Raw genomic sequence first — 14,989 nt, 5'->3', positions numbered from 1 at the left:
TGGTTGATTGCGGGCTGGACCTAGTCTCGATCAAAAGAGCAGTGCCAGGCAAAACCTGGCGAAAAAGCGGAGCATACACAAAGTGCGCACGCATCTTAAGTTCGATTTTAGCGCAGTGATGCACTATTCAGCGAGATCTTGAACAGGTATATGTCAATGCGTCTGTGCAACCGGCGTATTGACGACTTCCTGCACTTCCATCATACCCAGGTCTTCGTGATCGAGGATATGGCAGTGTATGACAAATTTCCCGATGTAATCGCGGTATTTTGTGTAGATGTTGGTCACCGCAGGCCCCTGTACCAGCAGCGTATCTTTCCAGACCAGCTGCGGCTTTCCATCGGGACCGTGCCGTTCCCACTGGAACGGATTAACATGGATGTGAAATACATGCGGTGTCGGCGGGATGGGATTGGGAATGGCTGCCGGGTCGCCGGCAGTCGTCAACGACCACATATCGACCGCGCCGAGTTCAAGCTGGCGCACATGATTCGGATTGAACGCGCGGTAATTGACCTGAAAGTAGTTTTTCTTCTCTTTTGCGTCCTGACCAAGCTTGAATACGACTTCCTGCACGCCCAAGGCCTCCTTGCGCAAGTCGGTATCGCCAAATGGCGCGAGCGGCGCCATCTCCCTGCTGGTCGGCAGCACCATGTCATTCGTTTCTTCGGTAATTCTCAGAATGGCCAGCAGATTTTCCGGTTCGTTGATCTGACGCAGCGATTTCTTGCTGGAAGCAGCCTGATCGAGAATGCGGTAGTCTCCAGGCTTGTTACCGGCCTTGATCAGCACATCGCTGCGGTAACCCGATTGCAGTTCGATCGGCGTGCCGGCTTTCCAGGTGTCGACACGCCCGAGATAATTGCCGTCCAGCGCGATCTCATGCAAATCATGGCCTTCGACAGCAAAGAAAATCGATTCGCGGAACGCGGTGTCGATCAGCCGCCAGCGCTGCACTTCACCGCGTTTCATGGTGATGATCGGAACGATCTGCCCGTTGATGGTGATATGACGGCGCGAACAATGCCAGGTATCCATCGCGCCCTGATCGTTGCAGTTTTGGGGTGTCGGGTTCGACGGACCGGGGAACAGGCTGGTGATGTTGTTGAGTTCGCCCTGCTGGTCGTACAGAATCGTCTGCAGCACAAAGATTTTCTCGTTGGCGTTGGCCGCTTTCAGCGCCGCGGGTATCGCCTTTGGATCGTCCTCGACGATCAACGCGCCCGCCATGCCGCTGCCGACCTGAATCGCGGTCGAACCGTGTGCATGCGCATGGTACCAATACGAGCCGATCGGGTGGTCGGCCGGCACTTTCACTTCATAACCGAACTCGCTTTGCGGCGGGATCGCCAGCAGCACATTGTCGCTGTTGCCGACAGGCGAGACATGCATGCCGTGATAATGCACATTGGTGGTATTGTACGAAGCCGGCGTGGTGTCGAGATAGGCGTTCCGGTTTTCCTGTTCGAACTGTGCCTGGATTTGGTCGGGCGTTTCCACCGGCAGTCTGTTTTTCAGCATCAGGTTGATCGTATCGCCCTGACTGACCCGTAACGTCGGCCCCGTTAGCTCGCCGTTATAGGTGCGCAGTTTCAGCGGACAACCACCCAATGTGGCGGTACCGGCATCGGTATACTGAACGGTAAGCGTGGCGTCCAGTTTGCCGTTCTTCGCACGGATTTCCGGCGGATTCCGAAACGGCTGCTTGCCGTATTTGCCGATATCGACCGGCAAATACGCGCAATGCGGCTGAATATCGCCGGCCTTTGCGATTACGCTGCCGAGAACGCATGCTATCGCAACAATCAATTGATAAGTAATTTTTAAATGCAGGCTCTGCATGGCGCTCCTCCTCTAAAACCAGGCAAGAAATAACTTTAACGGTGTCGCAATCCATTGTTGGTATTTATTTATTGTATCTACCTGCTCAGCAGAATAATTCCAACCGCCCTACTTATTTGGTAACTGCAACCGAAGAATAGCCCCCAAAGAATGACAGGTCAATTCATATCCAGGTTTTTAAGTGTGACGAAGCCTGGAAAGTCAGTATCATGAGCCTCTTGCAAATATCGGGAAGCCCTTATAGAGGATTCCAGGTTCAATCGTGATGTAGCGGACGGTAGTATACCGGTGAGCGGGTTATTAACACCGGCATCGACACACGACAGTCGGACAGCGATCCCTTCTTTGACGTACATGACCGCTGAACGGGCCGTTAATCTGTATGACCTGATGGACTCTGCCTATGATGTGCCACTGATTGATGTGAATCCGCGCCGGAATCCGGTGCTGAAAGCGGAAATTGCGGCTGAAAACAATCGTCGCCGGTTAGTTGGCCACAAACCCAGGCTGAAGCTGCCCGTTATCACGAACGCAGTACGGTTGAACGCGCCAACGCACGCTTGAAAGGCGAATCTGACGGTCGCATGGTGCGTGGCCATCCAGGGTCATGTGCCATTTGATGTTTGGCATTCCTGTTCTGACAGCGAATCAGCTAGGAGTGCCGTCATGTGAAAGCCCTTTGGTCCATTTTTAGTCTTCAGTCCTAACGATTGATGGAATAGGTATGCCCGGATTTTGGAATAAATGATGATATAACCCCGCAACAACACAAAATCAGAACTGTCACTCAAAAAAACGGACCGGCCGGCCTGCGTGATTCGCCATTTCTCTCGCAGAACTTTCACTAAATTTTCATATCGAAATATTATCAGACAGTTAAACTCACCGCACGGTGCGGGCTATAGGACCATGTCGGCAGAAGAACGGAAAGCTATTGAATTGATCGAAATTATTCGCGGCTTGGGAAAGGAGTTAAAACTTCGCCCCAGAAGTATGGATGCACTAAGCCTGGATAGTTGCTTCGATAAGGATCTTGGCCTCGACAGCTTGGCCCGCGTTGAATTTATAAACCGCATAGAGCGGCATTTCGGTGTCAAGTTATCTGATCGCGTTTTCGCTGCCGTTGACACCCCGCGTGAATTGCTGCGCGCGATTCTGAATGCCGGCACAGTACAACAGACCCAGACTGATCATACGCTGGAAGTATTATCACTTGAACCAACGGTAACGGCGCCCCACTCAGCTGGTACATTGGTTGATATGCTTGACTGGCATGTACAAATGCATGCTAACCGTCCTCATATCAGGCTCTATGGTGATGACGAACAAGAAACAATCATTACCTACGGAGATCTGAAAGCAGAAGCGGAGCGCATCGCATCGGGATTGCAAAAGCTTGGAGTAACAACAGGAGATACCGTTTCCCTGATGCTGCCGACCGGACGTGATTATTTTTTGAGCTTTTTCGGCATTCTTATCGCCGGCGCCATCCCGGTTCCCATTTACCCGCCGTTGCGTTTGAACCAGCTGGAGGATCACCTGCTGCGCCATCGCAGCATTCTGCAGAACTGCCGTGCCGTGGCGCTAATTACCGTGCCGGAGGCAAAAGCGGTGGCACGCTTGCTGAAGCTGCAGATTGAAACCTTGCAAACAGTGATCACGCCGGCCGAATTACAGGTGACGCAAGGGCGCGTTTTATTTCCGTTACTCGTGCCTGAAAACATTGCGCTACTCCAGTATACCTCGGGCAGTACCGGTAAACCCAAAGGCGTCACCTTGACTCATGCAAACCTTCTTGCCAATATCCGCGCCATGGGAGAACATGTCGAAGTGGATGCCAGTGATGTTTTTGTCAGCTGGTTGCCGCTTTATCATGACATGGGACTTATCGGTGCTTGGCTGGGAAGCCTCTATTTCTCGGCACTGCTGATAGTCATGTCACCGCTGACTTTTCTGGCCAAGCCAGAACGTTGGTTGCGGGCCTTGCACCGCAACCGGGCGACATTGACGGCAGCCCCCAATTTTGCCTACGAGCTTTGTCTTAAAAGGATACGGGACGAGGATCTTGAAGGGTTGCGGTTGGATTCCCTCAGAGCGGTTTTCAACGGCGCCGAAGCGGTGATGCCAAGCACGCTTGAACGTTTTTATGCGCGTTTTGGGTCTTATGGTCTTCAAAGAGAGGCGTTAATGCCGGTTTACGGTCTGGCCGAATGTTCCGTGGGACTCTCCTTTCCACCGGTCGGCCGGGGGCCGCGCGTGGATAAAATTGACCGGGAATATTTCATGAAGACCGCCCGCGCAATTCCATCAGAAAAAGATGAAAATGCATTGTACTTTGTGTCCTGCGGTGAGCCGCTGAGCGATCATGAAATTCGCATCATCGACGCAGCCGGACATGAACTGCCGGAAAGGCGGCAAGGCCTACTGCAGTTCAGGGGACCTTCCGTAACCAGCGGTTATTATCGTAATCCTGAAAAAAACAAGGCGCTTTTCGATAATGGCTGGGTGAATTCAGGTGATTTTGCTTATATCGCTGATGGAGAGGTGTATATTACCGGGCGGCAAAAAGACATTATTGTTCACGCGGGGCGGAATATTTATCCGCATGAAATCGAGGACGCCATTAACGAAGTCGACGGCGTTCGCAGAGGCTGCATCGCTGTGTTCGGCAGCACCAGCCGTGAAATTGGGACCGAACGCCTCATTGTGCTCGCCGAAACCCGTGAAACTGCTTCAGATAGCTTGGAGCGTGTTCGCGCTGAAATCAACAACATCGTCATCATGCTGACCGGCGCCCCGCCCGATGACATCGTGCTGGCTCCGCCTCACTGTGTTCTGAAAACTTCGAGCGGCAAAATCAGGCGCGCTGCATGCCGGGAAATGTATGAACAGGGTTCCGTCACCATGCCGCCGCGCACGCCTTTGCTGCAAGTTCTGCGCCTGCTTGGCGTATCATTAGCGCCGCAACTGCGCCGCTGGAAACAGTCTCTGGAAGCGTTGAGTTATGCAATTTATGCCTGGCTGGCGCTGTTATTTCTGGCGGTACCGACATGGCTATTGGTGCTGTGCATCCCGCGGCTGTCATGGCGTTGGAAACTTATTCGCCTGAGCACGCAAACACTTGCTTTCATCACGGCTACGCCGGTTAGCATCAAAGGACTGGAACATCTGCATGACCGCAACACATCCTGCGTACTGGTGAGCAATCACGCCAGTTATCTGGATGGTTTGATCATGGTGCATGCACTGCCGAAGCCGGTCAGTTTTATTGTCAAGCAGGAACTCGACCGGCAGTTTATCGCGGGAAATTTCCTGCGCCGCATCGGATGTGAATTCGTTGAACGTTTCGACATGCAAAAAAGTGCGGCGGATGCAAAAAAAATCGCGTATGCGGCAGCTGAGGGACGTTCCATTTTGTTTTTCCCTGAAGGCACTTTTAGCCGGGTTCCCGGTCTGATGCCGTTTCGCATGGGTGCGTTTGTGGCAGCCGCAGAGGCCGCTATTCCAGTGGTGCCGGTTATCATCCGCGGCACCCGCTCCGTTTTACGTTTTGGCTCCTGGCTGCCGCACCGTAGCCCGATTTCGGTTACTATCGGCGAGGCCGTCTATCCAAATCAGCTGGCGAAAACGAATGTCTGGGACACGGCCGTGGCGTTGCGCGACTTCGCGCGCAGCCGCATGCTGGCAGAAGTGGGCGAACCGGATCTCGCTTTTGATAAAACCAGGCGGTAATATGGCGCCCATCAGCATCAGACGAAGCGCTTAATGTGCCTGTACCGGATGCGGTTTTGATCAATAAGTTATCGGCCAATACCATTTGCTGTTCAAATTTTCCGCCGCCATTCATATCAATCCCGGCAGCCCCAAATCCAGCTCCATGCTTCTTTCCACCAGCCAGATACCGGCAATTAACGCGATTAAAACCGAGCCGAAGCGCAGTACGTATCGCTGGTAAAACCGGGTGTGGCGCAGCATGAATGCCAGTGGAACAAACAAGCCGACAATCACGATTTGTCCGGCCTCCACACCTAAATTAAAGCCGGCGAGCGCGAACGCCAGCGATTGTCCGGGCAAACCCAGATCGATTAATACCGATGCGAAGCCCAAGCCGTGAATCAGCCCGAAAATAAACGTCATCACCCACAGGCGTGTGCGGATAACCGGGTAGAGATTATGCAGTGCGGCCAGCAGCACCGATGCGGCGATGACCGATTCCACCCAGCGCGAAGGCAGGCTCACCAAACCGAGTACGGCAAGGCATAACGTGATGGAATGCGCGATAGTGAAGGCGGTTACGATTTTAAATACTTCCCACAAGGCCAGGCGCAAAGAGTACCGGGGCAGCCAGCGTCCGGCCTGCCAACATAGAACGGCGGGTAAAAGCAGGCTGACGAGAAAAAGAATATGATCGAAACCAATCCAGATGTGCCATACACCTTCCCGCCCGAACTGCAAAAATTCGCGCCAGGGTGCGCTATTGCCAAGATCCAGGCGGATTTTCCGTTGCCCGGGACTCAATACGCCTGTTTGCACCCGGCCATTGACATCGACCTGCAGCAGCCCGCGGTGCAGCGAATCCAGATCGAACAACAAGCCGTACGCGACTTCGAAGGTGTCAATGGCGGTCGGGCAGATCACTGCAAAGCGCAGTACGGCGTAAGCTCCATCGGTATGGTGATCGACCAGATGCCCGGGAATCTGAGGCTGGCAGCGGGAGCCATCGCCGTGTATTTGCAAGCGGGAGAGCGCATATTCGGTAACGGCCTGATGCCGGACACGCAACTCGCCCCATGTAATCCGTCCATCGCCGTTATTGTCCAGCCCAATGGCGTAATCCAGGTCGCGCAATGCAATGTCCCACTGCGCCTGAATCGCGCCGTTCTCCATTTTGAAACGCAGATAGCTGTCGCTGGCTTTGTGCGCGGACGTGTGACCGCTGAGCAGAAAAAGCAGGATGCCGATGGAAATAAAACCGAAGTGGCGGTTCATGACAATTGCTCCATGAGTTTGTTCAGTTGACTGTCTTCCAGATTAACCGATCTGATCCAGTCGATCACCGGTTGCGCCGCCGCGCGGCCGCCATGCTGCAAGGCTGCTTCCAGCAGAATGCGCGCATCCCGGGGTTCGCGCTGCGTGCGCCAGTTATCCACCGCCAGTTTGAGTGCTCGTTCGGGCCGGCGCAAAAGATTCAGCGTAAAACGCGCATCTTCCCGGAGATGCCTGGTTTCATCGCGCAGCCGGGTGGCGGCAAAGCGCGCTTTAAGCGTTTCGATATAGATATCGAGTTCCGGCGCATTCACTTTCCGGGCCGCCAGCGCCAGACGCAGCAGTAAGCCGTCGGATTGGGTGGTTTTCTTGAGCAAATCAAGTACATCTTCCGGCCGGTTCCGGTCCAGCAGAAAGTCGCTGTATGCCCCCAATAGATAGTGATCGTGCCGTTCGCCAGCAAGCGCCGCCCGGAAATAGCGTTCCGCCTCATGGTATTTTTCCAGACGAGCGGCCGTTTCCGCCAAAATTGTCAGTGCCCACCGTTTTTCCTGCGGCGCCGCAGCGGGCGCTTGTTCAATTGCTTTTTGTAAGATCCGATAGCTTTCATGTGCACGGCCGTTCAAACTTGACACACTGGCGATACATGCTGTTGCCAGCAGGTTGCTGCTCAAGCGCAACAGCGGCATACAGCTTCGATAAGCTGCCCGATAGTCTCCGCGCACCTGATGAATGGCGGCCTGCGTCAGCCAGGCCTGAACATTGACGGGCTGCATTTGCAGCGCCCGGTTTAGGTCATCGAGCGCTTGAACAAAATCATGCTGGCGCTGCCGCACAATCGCTCGTAACACAAGCACTTCCGGTGGCGGCTGGTGCATGTCCCACCAGGGTTTGAGCGCAGCCTGCGCATATCCGTCATAACGTGGATCGGCCATGATCCGCCCCATTTGCAGATAACCGCGCGCAAATTCTGTGGCGAGTGTCAGGTCTGCGGGTGATTTTGACAATGCATTGCGCAACCGGCCGAGCGTTTGCATGCCGGCATTGCCAGACGCCGGAAGTTTTTGCAGTACGACGGCATCGTTGTCAGGAATATACGGCGCCGCGTAGGGCGTTGCAGTAAAAAGCATCTGACCGGAAACGATCAAGCTTAAAATAAACAAATGCGCTACATAACCCGGTGTTCCGAATCCTGTAGGGAAAGCTGCCGTGACGTAGCTGATTGAAATATGTTGAATCATTATCGGCACCTTACTGATTTAATCGTTGTGTCTTCACGCATCCGGACGGGACAGGTGCGTGTGTTTCACCTGCCCGGCCTCTTGACCCGCCTACTGTTAATTGCATGAATTAGCGTCCATTTCATCGCAATCGATATGGCGGCGGTTGCGGCCATCCTGCGGTGTCGGAAGAAATGGGAAAATCGTGTAAATGCCATTTGTTGTTAAATTGGAACCCGGCGCATCCTCCAGAAAGTTAACGCCATCGCCGACACGAGCCTCCACAAATGCCTGGCCGCCTACGACGCGCGCCGCAATATCCGTCACATCGTCATTGGGACGGCGGCCGTTGGGGAACCCGGCGGGATCCGGCGGCGTCGCCAACCCGCCCAGGCGTTTCTGGTCATGCGGCGCGGTGGGCGGGACGCTGACATCCAGTCTTAGCAGTTCCGCACACGGCGAGCCGCAGCTAGCGCCGTGCACCGATTGTCCTGGATATTTCAGAAAAATTTGCATCAAGTCAGTGCGCGGTGTTTCGGGAACTGGCAATCCAAAAATCAAATTAAGCGCCGTGGCAAGAGAAGGTGCCTTATAAAATTCTTCAAATTGCATTTCATCTTCCGGCTCGGATGCATTCCACCGGTCCTTGAATGGAGTATCGATGATCAACTCATTCACCAGCGGGTTCGCCATCCGGGAGACTTGGATAAATTTTCCGGCTTGTATGTTTTTTCCGTTTTTTCGCAAGACTTGTAATTGCTGCCTGCTTGTTGATGCATACATGCCGATAACCGGCGATTGCGTCATTTCCGCCGTCTGCTGATCCCGGGTAATGCGCTCAATCGGAATTTCAATGGCTATGCTGTTGATATTAAACCCGCTGAAGCGGTTGATCCCGAAGGGATTAATATGATCGTTAGCGTCTTCTTCCGGTGTCAGTGCCGGCACCGGGCGGCGCAGATTGACTGTGTCAAAAACCGCGCCGAGATCAATATAAAACGTCTCGTACCGCTGACCGGCGAAGATACGAATGCCGGTATTGCCGTCGCGGTAAATGCCTTGCGCCGCTAAAGCCTCGTAATCCGGCATGGTTGCGGGCCCCGCGTTCGACGGCACCGCGATCAATATCTGGTTCTCGAAAAGTTTCTGCTGCTTGTGGCCGCGTATTTCGGTCACCGTATAGGTTTGACGGCGCGTCAATCCTTCTGATCCTGCGCCGTCTAAAGCTGTGATACCCTGAAGTTCGGCGACCGCAATATTCGGGTTGCCTACAAATGGCAACGGAAAATTCAGTGAACCGAGCGCCGGCCGGGTTTCGGTCTCAAACCTGATCTGATAAACAATATCGCCGGCCCGGCCATTTTGATTGTTGTCAATATGGATTTCGTAGAGAACATCATCGTCGAAAGCGAAATAATTCGGTCCGTCTGCCGGGTCCTGTCCCGGTATGGTGTTGAGAATAAAAACGACCTTTCCCGGATCTTCCCAGCTTCGAAAAGCATACACATCGGTGTTGTCGGCAGCCGGATCCAGTGCGATCAGCGGCGCTTCACGGTGGCTGGCTCCCAAAGCAATGATTGTTAAACCCATCAGCAATGCAAACATCAAAAGTTTCGGTAAAAATCGAATTTTCATAACATGATCTCCTTGTCCGATTAAAATTTCCGGCTACTGTAATTTTGTTTCCCAACCTGTTGTTAGAGTTGACTTATTCAAACGGTTGAATTTCCATTCCATTCTGAGATTTAACTGTCTGTAAAACATGCAGTTCATATATCTATACGAGCGTGCAGGCTGTCTGGATCGCTTTTCACAAAATTTTTTTGTTTTTTTCAAATAGCCGCTCGATCGAACGCCTTTGTGTTACGCAAAAAGAAAAAGGAAATACAAATCGCTGGATGAAATAAGCGCGCAACGAATTCCGGCCGGCTCAGTCAACGTGAAATTACGAAAAAGACTGAGAAATCACCCAATGCTGTGAAAACGCGACTGCGTCAGATATGATAGATTTACCACAAGGTTGCGGGCGTTTTGCCCAGGAATGTGATTGTAACGGGTGTTGTATTGTCCGGAGAATGATCATCGGGCGGAAGCGGGAAGTATTCATACTGAAACTACCGCAAAAAACAGGATCCGATGTTTGTATTTTTTCTGAAAATGAAACACTGGAGCATGCTCAGCGGGCATGATATCCGGCGTCGGATTTTGAGCTCAACAGGCTTTTCTGCTGCCAAGTCTGGTTATCCGCCAACTTGACAACGTGCTTCCGGCTTGCTTTTCAGCACTATTGGAATGGCAGGCTTTACCGCCTCAGATTATCGCCTGCCGAAAAACCAAAAACGCCCGAAGGCATTGAAAAATTCACCGCGAGGCGGTTACAGCATGCTCCGTCTCCATGTTTGCAGTGCTTGCGCTGAACCGCGGCTATTGACTGCGCTCCGCTGCAGCAGTTTGCGTTAGGGGGCGCCCCTATTACTCTATCAATATGGTATTGCCGGGTTCAGTGCGCTTGTCAGTGTGCATGGCAAGACGTGCCCTGCAGGCAATAACTGTTCTATTATCAAAAGGCGCAACGCAGACCATGGACGCTGACAAGCTCATCCACAGACAGGGCGCTACCGTGGTGCTCTGGCAACTGCGTTCAGTACTTGTGAAAAGGGAACAACCCTTTCCAGCGTGCTGTGCCTTACTGCATAACACCACGGTAACGCTGTACCCGGCAATATCATATTGGTAGAGTACTAGGTCAATCGAACAACACGGATTTGATACGCGCCTCTGCCCAAAGCTGAGAAATGCCGTACCGCTGCAAAATAGCTTCCCGGGTTCAGTTCAAGGATAAGCCTGGCGTTTAACCCAATGCCGCTATCGTCATCGGCTGCGACGAATGCACTCTGGCTGTTTGGTCCGTATACGGACAAGAACACGTCAGTAGTGCCCTGGGTTTCAACCCGGTATCTTCCGGCTGTAGAGATATTTATTTGATAGACATCACTTTCACGGTCGGTGGATATTGCGGCAGCAAAAGGCGGGTTATCGACGGTTAATACTGGAATGGACGGCGCCGGCGTCCCTGTTTCAGTGCTGAGCTGAATCTGGTAATCGCCCGTACTTCCGGGACTAAATAACCGGATAGATGCGCGGTAGGTGCCAGCCGATAACGTCATTGAAATACGGCTGTTGAAATTGCTGCCGCCATCATCATTGATTGCGATTTCACGGGTAAAGTCGTCAGGCCCGAACAATGTCAATACGGTATCTGAATTTCCGGATGTTTCCAGGGTGGCATGGCGGCGCTGATCGAGATTAAATTCAAACAGATCGATTTCTCCGGGTTGCGAGATTTGTCCAGGAACCGGTGCTGTGTTTGCATTCAGTTGCGTGATATTCTGTGCGGGCGGCGTCGGTTGCGGTGTGCCGGGCAGCAATTGATCGTATTCAATACCTAAAGCGGCGCTGTCAAGCATATCAATGGGTCTCGAACCAACCGGACTGTTGGGCGTGCCGGCCATTACATCCGTGAGATTCTGGCCAAACGGCCCGCCTGAAACAGGCAGGTAACCTTGATTTGGAAAACGTAATTGCCATTCATGCCACAGCTTGTCCACCATGCAGTGATGCATGAAAAAAACCGGATCATTGGGCGAAGTCATCGGCAGCATGGAACCGCCCACCCATACATGACCGCGATTATGCAGATTAGGCCCTGCCCAGCCTTCCAGCTGATTACGGAAACTGGGTGAACTGCCGATATTCCACGGAAAACTGTCGTATGGCGTTATACCAAGCACCTGTAAAATTTCAGACTGCGTAGGCAGCGTGCTTGCACCGGAGCGGCCGAACTGCCGTCTGAGCGGGCCTGTGGTATTACCGTCCGAGTTGATCACAAGCCACTGGCCTGAACGGAAAGGGCCGGTTTCAACAATGCCGGTTATCGAATTGCCATCGCCGCCGAGCAGATCATCATTCCACATCGAGGCGTTTGGCCCGCCGCTTGGCCAGTTCCAGTAAGGAAGGCCTAGATTCGGATTGCCGGAAACTCTTTGCAGTTCGCGTTCAAAATCAAGAATAAAGCGGCGATGCCAGGGCAGGAATGCAGGACTGCGGTGAATCGCAGCCATTGGCGTATTGGCATGTCGCAATACAAATTGATTATAAAGTCCGCTTTGCTTTAGCGTATGGACTGCCTGTACAAATTCCTGCCTTTCCGCAGGCGTGAGCGTGTTTGCATCTTTACGAATAGCCATGATTGCAGTCTCCTGTTAAATAATGTCTATATCTACATTTATTTTTGACGAATGCGTTTGCTGCCATGGAGTCAAGGAATGAGCCTTTATTTGAATTCCTCGGAATCGGCGATAATTTGCTTGGCAAGCGCTAACAGATCATCAAACTCCTTGTAGGGTATCAAGTGTGTCGACCACTTGCCTGTATCGTTGTCAAAAACGACCTGTATAGGTTTGCTGTCGATTAACAGTTTTTTGTTATCCTGGACTTCGATGGTTTTGTCCTGATAGGTTTCCATGATGGTTGACATTAATGTTGCCTCCTTTGATTGTTTTTGCAATTGACCGGAACAGTTAATACTGAAGATACCGGGTGACGCATCAGCTGCTGTGCAGACCAGACATCCGTAAACATACCTTTTTCCGTGGATTTGTCCAATACCAGATAAGCGATGGTTCTGGGAAAAGCAATAAAATCGGTTACGGGATCATAGCTCTCTCCCAGCAATTCAAATTCTTGTACGTTCCCGGTATTCACCGTCCGCAAAACGCGGCCCTGGATTTCTAAGGTTCTTTCGCTGAAACAGGATGCATACTGAGCGGACAGACTGAAATGAGAATCCGTGAGGCTGAATTTTGCATGCGTGATCACAGGCAACGGGGAGCATTCAGCGCGCTGCACCTTAATTATACAAAACATGTCTGCACGCACTGCATTGAAAGATGCCACTGCCGCTCCTGTAATCAAAAAGCAAATACAATAAATTAATCTTTTCTTTTTCTTGTACATTAAGTTTGCACAAAACGGCCATTTTTGCTGCATGATAAATTTGAACTGATATTTATTACTCATCCGTGAGTATATGTAGAAATTATAAGCGCAAAAGTGTGTCATGCATGTGGTTATTCTCACATAATAATCGTGCACGCGTGACTTTGCCGGTATTCAATCGGTCATAGAGACCGGCACCGGGAATTTTGCGTATTGTCTGAAATAGATCGTTTTGTTAAAACCACCAGCAAACCTCTTATTTTGCACATAATGCGATTACAGCTTTTATACCTAAAATGGTTTGCACTCAAAGAACGCTCATATCGTGGATTGCCGTTGAGCAGCTTGCTGTACTATTTTCCGGATAATCCTGTCAGATCAAAATTCCTGATAACGCATTGTTGTTAATGGTTTCTCTTATAACAGAATAATGATTTTCCCAATATACGAAGATTGTTGACTTCTTTAAACTTACACTCAAGTTAAGTTTTGAGAAGAGACGATTATGAAATCAGACAATGTAAAAAATATTTGGATTGCGGTAATGATGGCCGCCGTGTTAAGTGTGCTTTCAACGAGTGCATTTGCCGCAGTGTCGAGCAACAGATCCGATCTATCAATTGCCGATACAGCCAGTGTCGATCACGATGCTTTGGCGCACAGATATGAAAACATGGCGCTTGCCATGCAGGAAAAAATACAGGCGCAGTTAGAAGCATTAAGTAATAAACCACGCACCAGCTTTTTCGGCAGAAACGGGCAACGTATCAAAAAACATATCACCTATAAAATCAACAAATATGAAAAAGCCGCTCGTGAAAATATGCAGAAAGCCATATACCATAAGCAAATTGCAATGGAGCAATCCACGCGCAGAGCGGCGGCTGAATCAGCAGAAGCCAAAGATCAATCAATCAACAAGGCAGGCAAAAGGCTGGACAATACAGCCGGTGCCTTGTAAAGCAATTAACCAGTTAACCACGTAGCTCTCCAGAACCCACTTCGGTGGGTTTTTTTAATTTTGTCAACAAATCAAATGAATTGATTTAAACTATATGTCGTGTGAAATATGCGGCAGTATCAGTGACAGTTCTTTAACGAAATGGGCGCGGCAATTTGATTTGTAAAATATAACCACGTTGGGGCACTCAGATGAATGATGTATGGCAACAGTTTGTTCTACTGAAACTGGATCGCGAATCAATCCGGATCAAACAAAGATTAATTATATTGCTTATATCGCAATCAATATTTCTAGCTGTTTTTTTACTTTTTCAAGTTGATCATTTTAGGGCGCAATTAACGTTTGACACGAGAATGATTCATGGGCTGGCCTTTGTTTTTCCAGTATTAGGCATTATGGTGGGCACATCGACACTGATTGCCAATTTTGCCGCTTACACCGGTATTTACCGGGTGTCTGCCCGGACGGAAAAAGATATTACGATTGACGGCTCAGATGACGCAATGGATAAAGGCAATACGACCGCCATAGCCATCCTGATTCTCTCAACCGGCATTGCTTTGCTTATTACCATTACATGGATCGCAATTTTGTCCTCAATGACGTGCGCTTATCAGCTACCAAGCGACTTTATTGCTAAATTGCACGCCCTCTAGAACTGCCTATTACCCGTAATTATTGACTGGACATTTAATCTGTTTTCATGCAGGATGAGTAGCATGAAAACACAAAACCTAATAAAAAGCACTTTATCCGATGCCTCAAGCTTGTCGCATCTTAATGGCCTGCTCAGGAACAACAATTATTCCAACAGACAGGAATTTGTCCGTCGGGTATGTCATGATTATCACTTTTATGACCCTCAAGGCAAAGAGCAGCTGAGTGGATGCTCGAAAGCTTTACGTGAACTTGAGGCAGGTGGACATATTGTTTTGCCAGAAGCCAGACGTAAGGTTCGGAATCAGACGATCAGGAAATC

At 50.9% G+C, this 14,989-nt stretch carries 12 protein-coding genes; 5 read left to right on the top strand and 7 right to left on the bottom strand.

What is annotated here, in order from left to right; all coding sequences use genetic code 11:
- Positions 1-153: 153 nt before the first annotated feature.
- The gene (locus tag BMY60_RS05465) at positions 154-1,842 is read right to left on the bottom strand and encodes a multicopper oxidase family protein (protein ID WP_090331956.1); all 1,689 of its coding nucleotides are present in this window, start codon (positions 1,840-1,842) and stop codon (positions 154-156) included.
- A gap of 288 nt (positions 1,843-2,130) precedes the next feature.
- Here BMY60_RS05465 and BMY60_RS05460 point away from each other — a divergent pair, with 288 nt between their 5' ends.
- Together BMY60_RS05460 and BMY60_RS05450 are read left to right on the top strand one after the other, a co-directional pair.
- Entirely contained in the window at positions 2,131-2,406 is a 276-nt protein-coding gene (locus tag BMY60_RS05460; protein WP_143057362.1) for a hypothetical protein, read from the top strand.
- A gap of 345 nt (positions 2,407-2,751) precedes the next feature.
- The gene (locus tag BMY60_RS05450; RefSeq protein WP_090331949.1) at positions 2,752-5,574 is read left to right on the top strand and encodes an AMP-binding protein; all 2,823 of its coding nucleotides are present in this window, start codon (positions 2,752-2,754) and stop codon (positions 5,572-5,574) included.
- Between the two features lie 111 nt (positions 5,575-5,685).
- Here BMY60_RS05450 and BMY60_RS05445 read toward each other — a convergent pair whose 3' ends face one another.
- From BMY60_RS05445 to BMY60_RS05415, 6 genes are all read right to left on the bottom strand, one after another.
- Positions 5,686-6,831 (bottom strand): HupE/UreJ family protein, encoded by a 1,146-nt coding sequence (locus BMY60_RS05445; protein WP_090331946.1) that lies wholly within the window; start codon positions 6,829-6,831, stop codon positions 5,686-5,688.
- Positions 6,828-8,069 carry a tetratricopeptide repeat protein gene (locus BMY60_RS05440; protein ID WP_090331945.1) on the bottom strand — a complete coding sequence of 414 codons (1,242 nt, stop codon included), beginning with the start codon at positions 8,067-8,069 and terminating at the stop codon, positions 6,828-6,830. The genes BMY60_RS05445 and BMY60_RS05440 overlap by 4 nt, the downstream gene beginning before the upstream one ends.
- Positions 8,070-8,165: 96 nt before the next feature.
- Complete coding sequence (locus BMY60_RS05435; protein ID WP_090331944.1) at positions 8,166-9,683, bottom strand: DUF4331 domain-containing protein; 1,518 nt, start codon at positions 9,681-9,683, stop codon at positions 8,166-8,168.
- Positions 9,684-10,789: 1,106 nt separating this feature from the next.
- Positions 10,790-12,295 (bottom strand): DVUA0089 family protein, encoded by a 1,506-nt coding sequence (locus BMY60_RS05425; protein ID WP_090331940.1) that lies wholly within the window; start codon positions 12,293-12,295, stop codon positions 10,790-10,792.
- Between the two features lie 86 nt (positions 12,296-12,381).
- Entirely contained in the window at positions 12,382-12,585 is a 204-nt protein-coding gene (locus BMY60_RS05420; protein WP_090331938.1) for a hypothetical protein, read from the bottom strand.
- Complete coding sequence (locus tag BMY60_RS05415) at positions 12,585-13,004, bottom strand: hypothetical protein (protein WP_143057361.1); 420 nt, start codon at positions 13,002-13,004, stop codon at positions 12,585-12,587. Before BMY60_RS05415 ends, BMY60_RS05420 begins: the two co-directional genes overlap by 1 nt.
- A gap of 547 nt (positions 13,005-13,551) precedes the next feature.
- Here BMY60_RS05415 and BMY60_RS05410 point away from each other — a divergent pair.
- The 3 genes from BMY60_RS05410 to BMY60_RS15970 form a co-directional block, all read left to right on the top strand.
- Positions 13,552-14,007, top strand: a complete 456-nt coding sequence (locus tag BMY60_RS05410; RefSeq protein ID WP_090331934.1) for a hypothetical protein — start codon at positions 13,552-13,554, stop codon at positions 14,005-14,007.
- 356 nt (positions 14,008-14,363) lie between these two features.
- Positions 14,364-14,666, top strand: a complete 303-nt coding sequence (locus tag BMY60_RS15235) for a hypothetical protein (protein ID WP_143057360.1) — start codon at positions 14,364-14,366, stop codon at positions 14,664-14,666.
- Positions 14,667-14,729: 63 nt separating this feature from the next.
- Positions 14,730-14,989 (top strand): hypothetical protein (locus tag BMY60_RS15970; RefSeq protein WP_218141630.1); only part of this gene is annotated, 260 nt, incomplete at its 3' end.

Origin of the sequence: Nitrosomonas sp. Nm51, from assembly GCF_900111165.1 — a bacterium.
Lineage (GTDB): Bacteria > Pseudomonadota > Gammaproteobacteria > Burkholderiales > Nitrosomonadaceae > Nitrosomonas.
Note: the sequence above shows the minus strand (reverse complement) of the source record. Positions and strands in the feature narration are given on the sequence as shown.